Here is a 15,249-nt window from a genome sequence, read left to right on the forward strand (position 1 = left end):
CTACATTCGGCACGACGCCGACCCGACGCCGTCCTGGCCGCGCTGCGCGCCATTCGGCGCGGCAACGCGGTCCTTGGCATGTGGCCGGGCCCGTGGCGCCGGACGGCGCCACGGGCCCGGGCGGACAGGAACGACGCGAACGGGTTCAGTCGTTGCCCTGCTTACGCGGGTTCACCGGCTTGATGCGCGTGTCCTTTCCGTTGACGCGGACGATGATCGTGCCCTGGTTCCGCGCCCGGTCGGCCACGACCGTGAAGTCGGTGACGCGGCCACCTTGCCACGTGCAGCTGACCTCGTAGCCCCCGCGGGCGCGCAGGCCCGTGAACGAGCCGTCGGCCCACTCCTGCGGCAGCGCGGGCAGCAGATGGATGACGTTCCGGTGGCTCTGCAGCAACATCTCGGCGATCCCACCGGTGATGCCGAAGTTGCCGTCCATCTGGAACGGCGGGTGGTTGGTGAAGAGGTTCTTCAGCGTGTTGTACCGAAGCAGGCCCCGAATCATGTAGCGGGCGCGTTCGGCATCACCGAGGCGCGCGAACAGGGCGGTCCGCCAGGGCCATGTCCACGATCGGCGGCTGTCACCGGAGACGGTGGCCTCGCTGAACGGCACCCCTTCGCGTTCGCCGCAGCGTGCCTTCAACGACACCAGAGCGGCGGCCGCGAATTCGGGCGACGCGTCGGGGGTGATCTGCCGTCCCGGGAACACCGCGAACAGGTGCGAGGTGTGGCGGTGGATGTCCTTCGGGTCGTCGCGGTCGGCCTGCCACTCCTGCAGTTGGCCCCATCGGCCGATCTTGTTCGGGGCGAGCCGGGACTGCAGATCCGTGATCGTGGCCCGGTACTCGGGGTCGACGTCGATGGCCGCGGCGCAGTCGAGATAGTTCTGGAAGAGGTCCCAGATGATCTGCTGGTCGTACATCACGCCGTCTTCGCGCGGCCCGTGCTCCGGCGACCAGCCGTTGGGGGAGACGAGCTGGCCGGCTTCGTTCTCGACGAGCCGGTCCTCCCAAAACTGGCAGATCTCCTTGATCATCGGGTAGGCGACCCGGCGCAGATAGGTGAGGTCCTGGGTGAATGCCCAGTGCTCGTACAGGTGTTGCGCGTACCAGGCGCTGGCGACGGTGTTCCACTCCCACCCGTTGCCGCCGAAGACGCTCTGGCTCGTACGCGCCGTCCAGCCTCGGGTGCCGGCGCCGAAGGCGTTGCGGGTCGCGACCCGGCTCGAAACCGCAACCTGACGCACGAACTCGATGAGCGCCTCGTGGCTCTCGCTGAGGTTGGCCGTCTCCGCGCCCCAGTAGTTCATCTGCACGTTGATGTTGGTGTGGTAGTCCGACGCCCACGGGGGCTGGTTGCTGTCGTTCCAGAGGCCCTGGAGGTTGGCGGGCAGGCCACCGGGCCTTGAGGAACTGTGCAGCAGGTATCGGCCGAGGGCGAACATGGTCTGCTCGAGCTCGGGGTCGGACTTGCCGCTGCCGTAGCGGGCGAGCCGCACGTCCGTCGGCAGCGCGACGGTCTCGTCGTCGGTGCGCCCCCAGTCCACCGACACGCGCTCGGCCATGGCGCGGGTCTCGGCGACGTGCGTCTCGCGCAGCGCCTCGTACGACTGCGCGGCGGCGGCGTTGAGGGCCGCCGCGATCGCGGGCTGCGGGTCGGGGCCGCGCCAGTTCGCGGCGGCGTCGAGCTTGTAGTCGGTGCGCGCGTCGAGGAGCAGCGTCACCCGCGTCGCCGATCGCAACCGGAGTCGGGAATCCGCGACGGTGACCGAGCCGTCGGTGTCGGCCACCCGCAGGACGGCGACGTGCTTCAGGTCGTTGCCCATGACCCCGTCGAATCGGACGGTACGCGCCGCAGTGTCGACCGTCGCGGACGCGCCCTGTGCGGAGGTCAGGGCGATGTCGCAGTCGAGCGTTCCCGCGCGCTCGGCCGCGTAGTGCAGCACGATGAGGTCGGCGGCCCGGCTGGCGAACGCCTCCCGCAGGACCCGTTGGCCCGGGGCACCGAACCAGGTGGTGTGGATCCCGGACGTCGGGTCGAGCGCCCGGCCGTACTCGACCACCGGGCGCAGGGCTGCCGTGTCGAACCCGGTGCCGGTGAGGCGGATCTCGGCGACCCGGACCGCCGAGGATCCCGACGCGGACCGCAGTGTCAGGCGGTAGCTGGTGAACGCTCGGGGTGTCCCGACGGTGAACTGTCGGCGCTCACCGCGGCCAAGGGCCGGTTCGGCGTCGCGCTCGTCGAGCGGTGTCCAGGCGTGGCCGTCGTTGGAGCCTTCGAGGGCCCACGAGCCGGGGTCCTCCTGTGGGGTGTCGGTCGCCGCGGTGAGGCTGTAGCCGTCGACTGTCGCAGGCGAGGCCAGGTTGGCCTGCCACACCACCCCGGCCGCCGCGTCGGCCGCTCGCCAGACGGTGGAGCTGTCCCCGTCCATGGACCGGGAGATGTCCTGTCCGTCGCCGGCGCCGTCGGCGTGGCCGGAGGGTGAGCAGAGGTACAGCAGGCGTTGCCCGCCCAAGTCGGCGCCGACGAGCGCGATCTCGGCGACCTGAAAGTGGCTCACCCCGGTGCGGGGGGTGAAGATGAGCCGGTAAAAGCGGTATTCCGTGCTGTTGGAGCAGGTGAACTCCTTGGTCTGGAACCGGCTCTCGAAGGGGGCGGACAGCGCCCGGGTGTCGAGGGTGGTCCAGGTGGATCCGTCCGCCGAGCCCTGGAAGGTCCAGATCTGGGGGTCCCGGTTGGGGACGTCGTTGGCGCTGGTGAGCCGGTACGTCTGGACCGCGGTGGGTGCGGTGAGGGCGGCCTGCCAGATCACCTCCGACGGGGGATGATCGATGCACCATTTGGTGCGGGAATCACCGTCGACCGACCTGTCCACGCCTTCGGTCGCGGTACTGGTGTAGGGGCCGCCGGGGGCGGTGATCTCCGGGCGGGCGCCGAAGGAGAGCACGATGTCACCGAAGGCCCGGTAGGAACCGAAGCCGGTCATGGTCGTGTCGAAGGTGCTGTCGGGGCGGCCGGCGAGGGCGTTGTCGTAGTTGTTCACCCCACCCCAGAGGCTCTGCTCGTTGAACTGGATCCGCTCGTTGTCGGGATGGCCGAAGAACATGGCACCCATCCGGCCGTTGCCGATCGGCAGTGCTTGGGACTGCCAGTCGGTGGCCGGAAGGCGGTACCAGAGGGAGCGGCGGGACAGTGAGGTCCGCGCCAGCGCAGCCGCCAGCGCGCCGGCCGGGGCGGTGGAGGAACTGGGCGCCGCGGAAGCCGACGATTCGGGAAGTTGGGCAACGAGGGGGGTCAGCGCCAGTGCGCCACTGAGTCGCAGGACGTGACGCCGATTGGGACGGTATTGGGCCATGACAACTCCTGGGTTCAAGGATTGGATCTCTTCGCGGGAGCCGGCGATCCGGGGGCGCCGGGTGGGCGATGCTGGCCGAGAGGGCTGAACTGTGAAGCGCGTCGTCTGCTGCGGCGTGCCGGGCTCCGAGGTGGTGCCGTGACGTGGTTGTGCGGAAAGAGGTGCTGGTCAACCCGGCCAGTGTTGCGGCCAGGAGGTGCCGCGGCCTGGGACCGCGGGGTGGGTGCCCGGCAGCACCCACCCCGCTGCCCTAGGGTGCCGGCTCTAGCCGAACGCCCGGGCCTGTCAGTTGGCGACTTCGTCCTTCGTCAAGGCTCGGGCGAAGATCGCCGCCCGGTCCACGGCTCCGGTCAGTCGCTGGCCGCCGCCCTGGTCGGCGGCGAATCGCAGCAGACGGTGGAGCCGGACGTGGGATCCCAGGCGGCGACCGGGGTCTCCGCGTCCGGCGCCCGGCACGACTCGGCGCCGAACGCCAGGCTCTGCCAGGTGGCGACGTCGTCGGCGATCAGGGCTTCGGGGAGGATCGCCACCCGGTCCACGGCCCCGAGCGCCGTGCCCCGGCGGCGGGACGTTCGCGTCCCGAGCGTTGGCTTGCGCCGGCCGTGGCCGCTCGGGCGCCAGCGGGCGAAGGGCGAACCTCTTCTTGTCAAGAGCGGCATGGCAACCCCTTGGTCGTCCATACGTCGGATGTGCTTCGCGGACGTTACCGCCGGCTTTGCCCCTGGGCAAGGCCTCGTGCGCGAGGTGCCCCATGTGCAACCAGGCAACAGATCCGATGTCTGGCCGGAAGGTGTGGAGTGACGCTGCTTGATGCGCTTTCGGCGCTGAACGCGCAGGGCCACGGTCCGGTCACTCTCTACATCGCCCACCCTGGGGTACCGATGAAACGCACGGGGGCGGCGAAGTTCTTCGTCATTCCGTTTGCCGATTCGAGCAGCACTTGGACGTACGCGGCGAAGAGCGCCGCCGGGGATCGGCGCGGCTCGGTCCCTGACACAGTGTGACCGCAGGCTCGGTCCTCGGGCCGGGCCTGCGGTCGCCGCTGTTGGGCGGCCCGTCCGCGGGCCGTTGCAGGGCAGGCCGCCCCGCCACGATGGGTTACGCGCGGCCCGGCCAGGCATCGATCCGGCATCATGCCGTCGCATCGCGACACTCGATCTGGGCCGCGTGACGGAAACGTCCACAGCGGGCACCCGGGTCAGTCGCGCCCGAAACGCTGACCGACCACGCTGTCGCCCGGCCTCGACCTTGACCGCGTTCGGCGACACAACATACGGCTGGCAGCGGCTGGTGGATAGTAGAAACGGGTGAAAAGCTGCGCGTATCGGATATCTGGCCACGACAGCTCGGACGGGAGCGGGATGTACGCAGGGGTGGCGGGCATGGCCTTGGTGGCCGCGCTGATCGTCGCCGGTCTGTACCTGACCCACCGGGGGCTGGCGATTGCCGCCCCGCCGCTGGAGAGCCTGCCGTTCCAGTCCGGATGGCGGCCCGAGGAGCACGCGCTGTCGCGCTACCACGTCCGGTGGTACCTGGCGACGCTCATCTTCCTCGCCTTCGACGTGGAGATGCTCTTCATGTACCCGTGGTCGGTGGTCGTCAGCCGCTTGGGGGCCACGGCGATCGTGGAAATGTTCGTCTTCCTCGGCGGGGTCTTCGTGGCGGTGCTCTGGACTTGGCGGGAAGGTGCACTGCGGTGGGTCTGACCGACGCCCTGGGCCGGGCCGCCGTCCGGCACGCGCATGTGCTGCTGGCGGAGATGCCCGGGTACTGGACGACCCGGGTCGCCGTCGAGCGGCAGGTCCTAGCCCGGGGCTGGCGGATTGCCCGGTCGCCGGGGGACGCCGACATCCTCGCCGTCTGCGGCCCGCCCCGTCCGCACCTGGCGCAACCACTGGCGCAGCTCTGGGCGCAGCTGCCCGGCCCACGAGCCCGCATCGAGGTCGACTCTGCGCCGGCGGTTCTGTTCGCCCTCGACACGGCGGAGACGCACCTGCGTGACACCACAGCGCAGCGGGCCGACGGCCGTGACCGGTCGGCGGACCACGGTGGGGCCGGCCCCGGCGCGCACCGCCAGGAACCGGCACCCGACGGGCAGGGCGCCATGGCCCAGCCCGAGCAGGCCGCCCGTGCCGGCCCTGAGCATGTCGATCACGGTGGCATGGGGCATGGGGCCATGGACCTGACCCCGGCAGGTATCCCGCTCGCCTGCGGCGGTGCGGACCGCGACGGCCTGGAACTGGATCTCCTGCATCTGCGGCTCGGCCCCGTCCTGGCGTACTGGCCGGCCGGCCTCGTCCTGCGCTGCACGGTGCACGGCGACGTGATCGTCGACGCGGAGACCAGCCTGGTCGGCGCCGACGGCTCAGTCGCGGCAGCGGAGGAGCCGGATGGCCGGGACGACCTACGCCGGTTCGCCGCTCGACGGTGCGACAACGCCGCCAGCCTGCTGGGGCTCGCCGGCTGGGAGGATGCCGCCGCCCGTGCTCGCGGCATCCGCGATGCCCTGCTGTTCACCACTGGCCCAGGGCCGGCAGCGGGGGAACTCGAACGGCTCCGCCGCATGGTGGGCCGGTCATGGTTGCTGCGGTGGTCGCTGCGCCGGATCGGTCCGTTGGAGGCGCCCGAACTCACCCGCCTCGGCCTGCCCGCCACCATGACCGGCGACGTACGCGACCGGCTGCTCGCCATGCTCGACCGCGCTGCCGGAAGCATCGCCGGCCACGTCATGGACCAACCGCGCGGCACACCCATCGAAGCGATCCCTGACCTGGTGCGCGGCTGGGACATCGCCACCGCACGGCTTATCGTCGCCAGCCTCGACCTCGACCCGCTCGCGGCCGACCGCGAGGTGAGTCGTGGCTGAACTCGCGGTCACCGTGGTCCCCGCCGGTTGGGCGCCGGCCGCCGCCGGGATTCTCGGGCTGCTGGCGGTCGCCGCCGCCGTTCTCGACGGGTTACTGACCGCCCGGGCAACCGGCGTCGGTGCATCCGGGCTGAGCCGGCCGTTCGGGGAGGTGGCCCGGCTGATGCGGCAGCGGCGGCGGACCACGGTCGCGGCGGACCGCCTGCTGTGGCGGATCGGCGGGGCGGGCCTGCTGGTGATGGCGTTGCTGATCATCACGGTGGTGCCGCTGGGGGAGTGGACCCTGTTCGACCTCGACGTCGGGGTGGTCTGGTTCAACGCGATGGACGTGCTGGCGTGGGCGTTCGTGTGGCTGACCGGCTGGGGCGCCAATTCCGCGTACTCCCTGGTCGGCGGTTACCGCTTCCTCGCCCACGGGCTGGCCTACGAACTGCCGTTGATGTTCGCGCTGGTGGCACCCGCGGTCGGCGCGTCGAGTCTGAACCTCGGGGCGATCGCCGCCGCCCAACAGGGCCTCTGGTTCGTGGTCTGGATGCCGGTGGCCTTCCTCGTCTTCTGCGCGGGGGTCCTGGCGATCGCGGTCTGGGGACCGTTCTCGCCGGCCCTCGGCGCTGACGTGGCCGGCGGCGTGACCGCCGAATTGTCGGGAGTCGACCGGCTGCTGTTCCTGGGCGGCCGGTACGCGCTGCTCGCCGCCGGAGCGGCGTACGCGGTGCCGATGTTCCTCGGCGGCGGGGCCGGCCCGGTGCTGCCCGGCTGGGCCTGGGTGCTGGTCAAGACATCCGCCCTGCTCTGCGTGTTCGTGTGGCTGCGTCGCCGCCTGCCTGCGGCGCGGCCGGACTCGTTCATGGAGGCCGGGTGGCTGGTGCTGCTGCCTGCGGTGCTGCTGCAGGACCTCGTCGTCGCGGTCGTGACTGCGGGAGGGAGCTGACGAGGGTGACCACTCACGTCGTGTTCTGGGCCCTGGCGGTCATCGCCGTGCTCGCCGGCGCCGCCGTGTTCATGGTCGACTCGATGGCCCGGGCCAGCTACTCGCTCGCCGTGTCCTTCGTCGCCGTCGGCCTGCAGGTGCTGCTGATGCAGCAGAACTATGTCGGTGTGGTGACGATCCTGATGATGGTCATGGAGATGGCCGTCATGGCCGTCTACATGGTCATGTTCATGGGCATGAACCCGGCCCTGATGCCGATGAGCATGGTTCACGACAACCGCCACGCCCTGGCGGTGTCGATCGGGGTGTTCGTGCTGCTCGCCACCGGGGTGCTGCTCGTGCCGTGGCCCACCCGGCGCGGCACCCCCGCGCCCGACGTGACCGCGGCGTTGGGGGAGGAGCTGATGGGCCCGAAGATGCTGGTCATGTCCGCCGTGGGCGGGGTCATGGCGGCCACCATCGTCGCCGGCGTCGTCCTGGCCGCCCACCGCAGCCGCTACGACCGGTTCGGCGACGACCTGCGCCGCCGGCCGGCCGACGACCCGCAGCCGGGAGGTGTCGGCCGATGACCCTGCAGGCCGTGCTGCTCGCGGCGGCGGCGCTGTTCAGCGTCGGCCTCTACGGCGCGCTGTCCCAGCAGGTGGTGGTCATGGTGATGATGGGGCTGGAGCTGATGCTCAACGGCCTCATCCTGGGCGCCGCCGCCTTCTGGTGGTTCCTCGCCCCGGACCCGTCCGGGCAGGTGCTGCTGCTGGTCATCATCGTCGCGATGACCGTGGAGATGGCGATGGGCTTCGCCGTGGCCACCCACCTGCATCGGGTGCGTCGCGCCGACATGACCGACTTGGCCGCGGACCTGTCCCGGTGAGCCAGCTCGCGCAGGCCGCCCTGTGGTCACTGGTGGCCCTTCCGGCAGCTGTGGGCGTCAGGCTGGCGACGGCCCGGCGGGCGGAGCGGGTCGCCGTACCGATCTCGCTCGCCGTCGGCGCGGTCTCGGCGGTCGCGTCGATCGTGGTCGCGGTGGCCCGGCCCAGCGTGTCGGTGCCGTTCGTCGCCGGTGCCGAGTTCGCACTCACCGTGGACGGGCTCGCCGCGCTGCTCGCGCCCATGCTCGCTGTGGTGACCCTGCTGGTGCTGGCCGCCGCGCCGGGGGAGATCCGGCGCTCCCGGGCCCGCTTCCACGGGCTGATGCTGCTGTTCGCCGCCTCCGCCGCGCTCACCGTCACCGCGGCGACCCTGCCCACCCTGCTGTTCGCGTGGGAGATCATGGGCGCCGCGTCGTACGCGCTGATCGGATTCTGGTGGCGTGACCGGGACCGGGTGGCGGCCGGCCTGACCGCGTTCGTCACCACCCGGACGGCCGACCTGGGCCTGTACGTCGCGGCGGGAGCCGCGCTGGCCGGTGGCGCGGGCCTGGCGCTGGCCGACCTGCCGCACAGCAGCCCGGGATGGCGGCACGTCATCGCCGCCGGGATCCTCGTCGCCGCGCTCGGCAAGGCCGCGCAACTGCCGTTCTCGTTCTGGCTGTCCCGGGCGATGGCCGGCCCGAGCCCGGTCAGCGCGCTGCTGCACTCCGCGGCGATGGTGGCCCTGGGCGGCTACCTGCTGCTGCGGGTGCAGCCCCTGCTCGCCGCGACCGGCTGGGCCGCTCCGCTGGCCGTGTGGGCGGGTGCCCTGACAGCGCTGCTGCTCGGCGCGGTGGCGGTCGCCCAGCGCGACATCAAGCAACTCCTCGCGGCCTCCACCTCCGCCCAGCTCGGGTTCGTGGTGATGGCCGCCGGCGCCGGCGCGGTGGCCGGCGGCGTCGCCCAGCTGATCGCGCACGCCGCCACCAAGGCCCTGCTGTTCCTGGCGGCCGGCGGGTGGCTGGCCGCGCTCGGCACCACGCGGCTCGCCGGGCTGCGCGGGGTCGCCGTCCGGTGGCGCCTGGCCGGCTGGTCCGCCATCGCCGGGGCGCTGGCGCTCGCCGGGATCGCGCCGCTGTCGCTGTGGGCGACCAAAGACGCGGTCCTGACCAAGGTCATCGAACAGTCACCGTGGCCGTACGCGGTCGGTCTGGCCGCGTCGGCGTTGTCGGCCGCCTACGCGGGCAAGCTGCTCGTCGTCATCTGGCGGCGGGCGCCGCTCGAACTGAGCGACGACGCCGCCGCGCCCGCCGGCCGGCGGGGCGACGCCGACAGCCACCGCGAGCACGACGTCAGCGGACTCCAGCAGCTACCGCTGGTGGTCCTCGCGGTGTGTGCCGCCGCCGCGGGTCTGCTGGTCCTGCCGCCGGTCGGCGCCGTGGTCGCCCGAGCCGTCGGGCAGCCCGGCGAGTTCCACGTTTCGCCGCTCGAACTCGCGGTGTCGGCGATGATCGCCCTGGCCGTCGTCCTGCTGGTCGCCCGCCGCCCGGCGCCGGAGCCGCGGTGGGCGCTGCGCTGGCTCGGGCTGGAGAGAGCCGCGTGGGTGCTGGTCGTCGGTCCGACCCTGCGCTGTGCCGAGGCCCTGGCCCGCTTCGACGACCGGGTGCTCGACCGCGGCGTCGAGCTCGTCTCGGCCGGGTCGCTGCGTCTGGCCCGGCGGGTCGGCCTGGCCGACGACCGGTGGCTCGACGGCGCCGTGGAACGGCTCGCCGCCGGCACCCGCCGACTGGGGCAGCTCGCCCGCCGGCCGCAGACCGGCCAACTGCACCACTACTACCTGCAGGCCGTGATCGTGCTTCTCGTCGCCGTCGTCGTCCTCGTCGTGTGGGGATGACCCGTGCTCAGTCTGATCGTCTTCCTGCCACTGGCCGCCGCCGTGGTGCTGGCCGCCGTGCCGAGGCTCGGTGCCGCCGCGGCGCGCTGGGCGTGGGTCGCCGTGGCGGCCGTCGACCTCGCGCTGATCGCCGTGCTGTGGCTGCGGTACGACACGCCGCCTCCGGGGCAGTTGGCCTTCGCCGAGCGGACGGCCTGGATTCCCGGCGTGAACAGCAGCTACCACGTCGGGCTGGACGGCTTCTCGCTGCCCCTGGTGGCGATGACCGCAGTGATCTACCTGGCCTGCGCCGTGTACGGGCTGCGCGAACAGCACCGCCCCCGTGGCCAGGCGGCGCTGTTCCTGTTCCTGCAGAGCGTCAGCCTCGGCCTCTTCGCCGCCGCGGACCTGATCCTGTTCTTCGTCTTCTTCGACCTGTCCCTCGTCGCCATGTACTTCGTCATCGCCGGCTGGGGCCACGGCAACCGCACACACTCGGCGCTGAAGTTCTTCCTCTACACCTTCCTCGGCTCGCTGGCGCTGCTGGTCGGCTTCATCGGCCTCTACGTCGCCGCCGATCCGCACACCTTCGACATGCCGCTACTCGCCGCCGCGCCACCGCTGCAGGGCCGGCCGCTGGCCGGTGGACTGGTGCTCGCGGCGATCCTGCTCGGCCTGGTGGTGAAGACGCCGACCGTGCCGTTTCACACCTGGCTGCCGCCCGCGCACACGGACGCTCCCGCCGTCGGCTCGGCGGTCCTCGCGGGAGTGCTGCTGAAAATGGGCACCTACGGCTTCGTCCGCATCGCGATGCCGATGCTGCCGCAGGCCTGGCGGGCCTGGGCCGGCGTGGTGATCGTCGTCGGCGTCGTGTCGGTGATCTACGGGGCGCTGGTGGCGCTGGCCCAGTCCAACGTCAAGCGCATGATCGCCTACACGTCGGTCAACCACATGGGCTACATCATCCTCGCCGTCGGCGTCGCAGGCCTGGTCGCCGCCGACACCGCACAGGCGCGCAGCGTGGCGGTTGCCGGCGCGGTCACCCAGATGGTCAGCCACGGCCTGATCACCGGCGCGCTGTTCCTGCTCGCCGGCGTGCTCAACGACCGCGCCCGTACGTACACCATGCACGACTTCGGCGGGCTAGCCGCGCCCGCACCGGCCCTCGCGGCGCTGTTCGCCGTGGGCGCCTTCGCCTCCCTCGGCCTGCCCGCCTTCTCCGGTTTCATCGCCGAGTTCCAGATCTTCACGGGCAGCATCGCCGCCGCACCCGTCACCGCCGTCGCAGTGCTCGGCATCCTGGTCACGGCAGCGCTGTTCCTGCGCGCGCTGCAACGGATCTTCACCGGCAACACCGCCGGCGCGTCGATCGGGTTCACCGACCTGCGGGCCGGCGAACTGTGGTCGGTCGGACCGCTGCTGCTGCTCTCCCTGCTGATCGGGGTCGTCCCGCGCCCGCTGCTCGACGTCATCGAGCCCGCCGCACACGCCGTCGTCAGCCTGCTCGGGCGGTGACCCGTGGAGACGCGGATACGCCCACTGCTGCTGCTTCCCGAGATGCTGCTCGCCGCCGGAGCGCTCACCGCCCTGATCAGCGGCTCCTTCGTCCCCCGCCACCGGCAGTGGCTCATCCGGATCTTCACCGCCGTGGTGCTCGTCGCCACGATCGTCGCGGCTGCCCTCCAACTGCCCGCACCGGCGGCGAGCGCCTTCGACCACTCCTTCGCCGTCGACACCGCGACCGGGATCGCCCGCATCCTCGCGGCGTCCGGCACCCTGCTCATCCTGGCCGTCGCCGCCGACGAGATCGCCGGCAGCGCGCGGGAGAGCGAGACGTACGCCCTGTTGCTCTTCTCCACCACCGGCACCGTCCTGCTTGCCGGGGCGAACGACCTGCTGGTCCTCGCCGTCGGGTTCCTGCTCACCAGCATCCCGCTCTACGCGCTGATCGGTCTCGCGCGCACCGCCGCAGGCGCCGAGGCGGCCATGAAGACGTACCTGATGGGGGCCTTGTTCGGCATCCTTCTACTGCTCGGGGTGACCGTCCTGTCCGGGCTCACCGGCACCACCGGCTACGCCGAACTCACCGACCGGGTCACCGGTGCGCCGCGCGCGGCGGTGACCGTCGCGGCGGTTGCCGTGATCTTCGGACTGATGTTCAAGGCCGGCGGGGTGCCCGCCCACTTCTGGCTGCCCGACGCGGCCGAGGCAGCCAGTGCGACGGCGGCGACCTTCCTCACCACCGTTCCCAAGATCGGCGTGTTGGTGGCGATCTACCGGCTCGCCATCGTGCTTCCCGCATCGTCGTCCTGGCCGGTGCTGGTGGCGGCGCTCGCCGTGGCGGGCATGACGTTGGGCAATCTCGCGGCATACTGGCAGCCCGACCCGCGGCGGCTGCTCGGCTGGTCGACTGTCAGCCAGGTCGGTTTTCTGCTCGTACCGGTGGCGGCGGCCGGCCGCAGCGGCCTCGCCCTGCCCTCGCTGCTGGTTTACCTCACCGGCTACACGGTGACCAACATCGCGGCGTTCGCCGTCAGTGCCGCCCTGCCTCGGCGTCGTGAACTCGCCGACTGGCGGGGTCTGGCCGCCGCGCGACCGTGGCTCGCCGCGGCCCTGCTGGTGGCGTTGCTCGGCCTGGTCGGCATCCCGCCGACCGCCGTGTTCGTCGGCAAGCTCACCACCGCGACGGCCGCATGGGACGGCGGCTACGCCTGGCTGGCTGTCGCCGTGTTCGTCAACACGGTGATCAGCCTGTTCTACTACCTACGTTGGATCGCCCCGACCTACCGCAACGGGAAGTCGTCTCCGGAGGGCGGGAAGCCGGCACTGCGGAACGATGGACCGGTACGGCCATGGTCGACCCGGCTCGCCGTGGCCGCCGCCGCGCTCAGCCTGGTGGTGGGGGTCGCCTCAGGTCTGCTGTGGGGCGTCGTGGCCCGACCGTAGCCGCCGCGACACGCGTAGGAGTTGCTGATCCAAGATTCCGCCACTCGTTGGACGATCCATGTGCGGGGCATATCGTAACGTCGATGCATTCACCCCGCTCCGGTGTGGCTACTGAACGTGATCGCCGGGCGGGCGTCACGGATCAGCGTGGCGGGTCGCTGCGGCGGCTGTGGATCGGCGCTTCGTGCTGTCCTGTCCAACCCTCGAAGGGAGCAGCGGTGCCCCCGCATCTGTCCCGTGGCCGACGCAACGCCGCGTTGTTGTTGTCCACGGTCCTTGTCGCGTCTCTGACCTCATTGTCGACGAAACCCGCGTGGGCTGATCCGGAGAAGGCTCCGGCGAACCCAATTTTCCTGACCGGCCCGAACGAGGGCGCGCCGAATGACATCGCGATGCGCTATCTGCGGGCGCATCCGGCCGACTACGGTGTAGGTGCCGCGGATCTGTCTGACCTGGCGGTGGCCTCTAGCTACACGAGCCGCCACAGCGGGGTGACGCACGTCAACCTGGCGCAGCGGCATCAGGACCTGGAGGTCTTCGGCGCCACCGCGACGGTGAGCATCGCTCGTGACGGCAGTGTCGTCTTCGTCGGTGACTCGCTGGTGTCCGGCCTGTCCGGCAAGGCTTCCGGTGACGCGTCGCTGGATGCGGTCGAGGCGGTGGAGGCGGCGGCTGAGGGCCTCGATCTGGCGGATCCGAAGAGTCCGAAGGTGATGAGCCGCAGCGGCGGCGCGGCTCAGCGTACGGTCGTGTCGGGTGCCGGGATCTCGGATCAGCCGATTCCGGCGAAGCTTGGTTGGCAGCCGACCGAGGACGGGCTGCGGCTGGCCTGGCAGTTGGTGATCGACGACTCTTCCGACGCCCACCTGTGGAACGCCGCCGTCGACGCGGAGACCGGCAAGCTGCTCAACACCGACGACTGGACCGACCACGACAGCCCGGAGAATCTGGCCAGCACGCTGGGCCGCCGGGAGCCGCAGGCCGCGACCGTCGCCACCACGAGCATCCCCACCGCACAGATCAGCCCGCCGAACCCGGCCAATGACGGGGCGAGCTACAACGTCTTCGAGTTCCCGAAGGGTGACCCGAACGACGGCCCGCGAACCCTGGTGACCAACCCGGCGGACGGGACCGCCTCCCCGTACGGCTGGCACGACACCGACGGCAAGCCGGGCGCCGAGTACACCATCACCCGGGGCAACAACGCGTACGCCTACACCGACCAGGACGCCAACAACCAGGTCGACCCGGACAGCGCGCCGGACGGCGGCGCCAGCCTCACCTTCAACTTCCCGGCCGACATGAACGAGCATCCGCAGACCTACACCCAGGCCGCGGTGACGAACCAGTTCTACTGGTGCAACATGGTCCACGACATCGCCTACCGGTACGGCTTCGACGAGGCGTCCGGCAACTTCCAGGTCAACAACTATGGCCGGGGCGGCATCGGCGGTGACGACGTGCAGTGCGAGGCGCACGACGGCTCCGGCGAGAACAACGCCAACTTCTCCACGCCGGCGATGGACGGTGGCCGCCCCCGGATGCAGATGTTCCTCTGGCCCGGAAACCAGTTCGGCCTGCCGAACGCCGTGACGATCGACGGCGGCTCCGCCGCCGGCACGTACCAGGCGGAGTACGCGCGGTTCACCCTCGCGCCCACCAGCGCCGGCTTCTCCGGCGAGGTGGTGCTGGTCGACGACGGCGTCGGGGCGACCGGCGACGGCTGCACCGCCCACAGCCTGCCCAGCGGCGCGATCGCCGTCGTCGACCGGACCAGCAGCTGCAACTACTACACCCAGGTGGTCAACGCCGAGAAGGCCGGCGCCGCCGCCGTGGTGGTCGTCAACAACGTCGCGGGCAACCCGGCGGTGATGAGCGGCTCCATGAACCCGGCGGTCGGGATCCCCGCGGTCATGGTGAGCCAGGCCGACGGAAAGACCATCAAGGCCGGCCTGCCGGCCTCGGGCAAGGTCCACCGCAACCTGGCCCGGCCGGCGATGCGGGACGCCTCGTTCCGCTCCGAAACGATCTTCCACGAGTACGGCCACGGCGTCTCCAACCGGCTGACCGGCGGCCCGACCGTCAACTGCCTGACCGGTGACGAGCAGATGGGTGAGGGCTGGAGCGACTTCCTCGCCATCACCGCTCTGCTCAACCCCGCGATCGACGATCCGGAGAAGGCCCGCGGCTACGGGCAGTACGCGCTGTTCCAGAACAGCCGGGTGGGTGACGGGATCCGGCCGCGGCCGTACTCGCGGAACATGGACATCCAGCCGTTCACCTACGACAGCATCAAGACCGGCGGTTGGCTGAACGGCACGTCGTTGGCCGCCCCGCATGGCATCGGCCACGGTTGGGCGTCCGTGCTCTATGACATGACCTGGAACCTCGTCGATCGACACGGGTTCAATCCGAACATCTACGAGGCGTGGAACA

Annotated in this window: 12 protein-coding genes; 10 read left to right on the forward strand and 2 right to left on the reverse strand. The window is 71.2% G+C overall.

Translation table 11 applies throughout. The annotated features are described in order from the left end of the window. Positions 1-145: 145 nt before the first annotated feature. Positions 146-3,352, reverse strand: a complete 3,207-nt coding sequence (locus ACNAW0_RS28250; RefSeq protein ID WP_416291071.1) for a glycosyl hydrolase family 95 catalytic domain-containing protein — start codon at positions 3,350-3,352, stop codon at positions 146-148. Between the two features lie 350 nt (positions 3,353-3,702). Continuing rightward, a complete protein-coding gene (locus tag ACNAW0_RS28255; protein WP_416291072.1) occupies positions 3,703-4,011 on the reverse strand; it encodes a hypothetical protein in 309 nt (102 codons plus the stop codon). 138 nt (positions 4,012-4,149) lie between these two features. Between ACNAW0_RS28255 and ACNAW0_RS28260 the strand changes: the two genes are divergently transcribed. From ACNAW0_RS28260 to ACNAW0_RS28305, 10 genes are all read left to right on the forward strand, one after another. Next, on the forward strand, positions 4,150-4,356 hold the full coding sequence (locus ACNAW0_RS28260; RefSeq protein WP_416291073.1) for a hypothetical protein: 207 nt from the start codon (positions 4,150-4,152) through the stop codon (positions 4,354-4,356). 378 nt (positions 4,357-4,734) lie between these two features. Further along, positions 4,735-5,058 (forward strand): NADH-quinone oxidoreductase subunit A, encoded by a 324-nt coding sequence (locus ACNAW0_RS28265; RefSeq protein WP_416291074.1) that lies wholly within the window; start codon positions 4,735-4,737, stop codon positions 5,056-5,058. After that, a complete protein-coding gene (locus tag ACNAW0_RS28270; protein ID WP_416291075.1) occupies positions 5,049-6,218 on the forward strand; it encodes a hypothetical protein in 1,170 nt (389 codons plus the stop codon). The genes ACNAW0_RS28265 and ACNAW0_RS28270 overlap by 10 nt, the downstream gene beginning before the upstream one ends. Further along, complete coding sequence (locus ACNAW0_RS28275) at positions 6,211-7,149, forward strand: complex I subunit 1 family protein (protein ID WP_416291076.1); 939 nt, start codon at positions 6,211-6,213, stop codon at positions 7,147-7,149. Before ACNAW0_RS28270 ends, ACNAW0_RS28275 begins: the two co-directional genes overlap by 8 nt. A 5-nt stretch (positions 7,150-7,154) precedes the next feature. Beyond that, positions 7,155-7,718, forward strand: a complete 564-nt coding sequence (locus tag ACNAW0_RS28280; RefSeq protein WP_416291077.1) for an NADH-quinone oxidoreductase subunit J — start codon at positions 7,155-7,157, stop codon at positions 7,716-7,718. Then, on the forward strand, positions 7,715-8,017 hold the full coding sequence (locus ACNAW0_RS28285; protein ID WP_416291078.1) for an NADH-quinone oxidoreductase subunit NuoK: 303 nt from the start codon (positions 7,715-7,717) through the stop codon (positions 8,015-8,017). Before ACNAW0_RS28280 ends, ACNAW0_RS28285 begins: the two co-directional genes overlap by 4 nt. Then, complete coding sequence (locus ACNAW0_RS28290) at positions 8,014-9,888, forward strand: proton-conducting transporter membrane subunit (protein WP_416291079.1); 1,875 nt, start codon at positions 8,014-8,016, stop codon at positions 9,886-9,888. The genes ACNAW0_RS28285 and ACNAW0_RS28290 overlap by 4 nt, the downstream gene beginning before the upstream one ends. Before the next feature lie 3 nt (positions 9,889-9,891). Then, a complete protein-coding gene (locus ACNAW0_RS28295) occupies positions 9,892-11,382 on the forward strand; it encodes a complex I subunit 4 family protein (protein ID WP_416291080.1) in 1,491 nt (496 codons plus the stop codon). A gap of 42 nt (positions 11,383-11,424) precedes the next feature. Further along, positions 11,425-12,813, forward strand: a complete 1,389-nt coding sequence (locus ACNAW0_RS28300) for an NADH-quinone oxidoreductase subunit N (protein WP_416291082.1) — start codon at positions 11,425-11,427, stop codon at positions 12,811-12,813. Positions 12,814-13,205: 392 nt separating this feature from the next. Beyond that, positions 13,206-15,249: M36 family metallopeptidase (locus ACNAW0_RS28305; RefSeq protein WP_416291081.1), on the forward strand; the 2,044-nt coding region annotated here is incomplete at its 3' end.

Source organism: Micromonospora sp. SL1-18, assembly GCF_047921505.1.
Classification (GTDB): Bacteria; Actinomycetota; Actinomycetes; order Mycobacteriales; family Micromonosporaceae; genus Micromonospora.

Coding starts and splice junctions, on each gene's coding strand:
- ACNAW0_RS28255 (WP_416291072.1), bottom strand. CDS start 4,011: ATGCCGCTCTTGACAAGAAGAGGTTCGCCCTTCGCCCGCTGGCGCCCG.
- ACNAW0_RS28265 (WP_416291074.1), top strand. CDS start 4,735: ATGGCCTTGGTGGCCGCGCTGATCGTCGCCGGTCTGTACCTGACCCAC.
- ACNAW0_RS28250 (WP_416291071.1), bottom strand. CDS start 3,352: ATGGCCCAATACCGTCCCAATCGGCGTCACGTCCTGCGACTCAGTGGC.
- ACNAW0_RS28285 (WP_416291078.1), top strand. CDS start 7,715: ATGACCCTGCAGGCCGTGCTGCTCGCGGCGGCGGCGCTGTTCAGCGTC.
- ACNAW0_RS28300 (WP_416291082.1), top strand. CDS start 11,425: ATGCTGCTCGCCGCCGGAGCGCTCACCGCCCTGATCAGCGGCTCCTTC.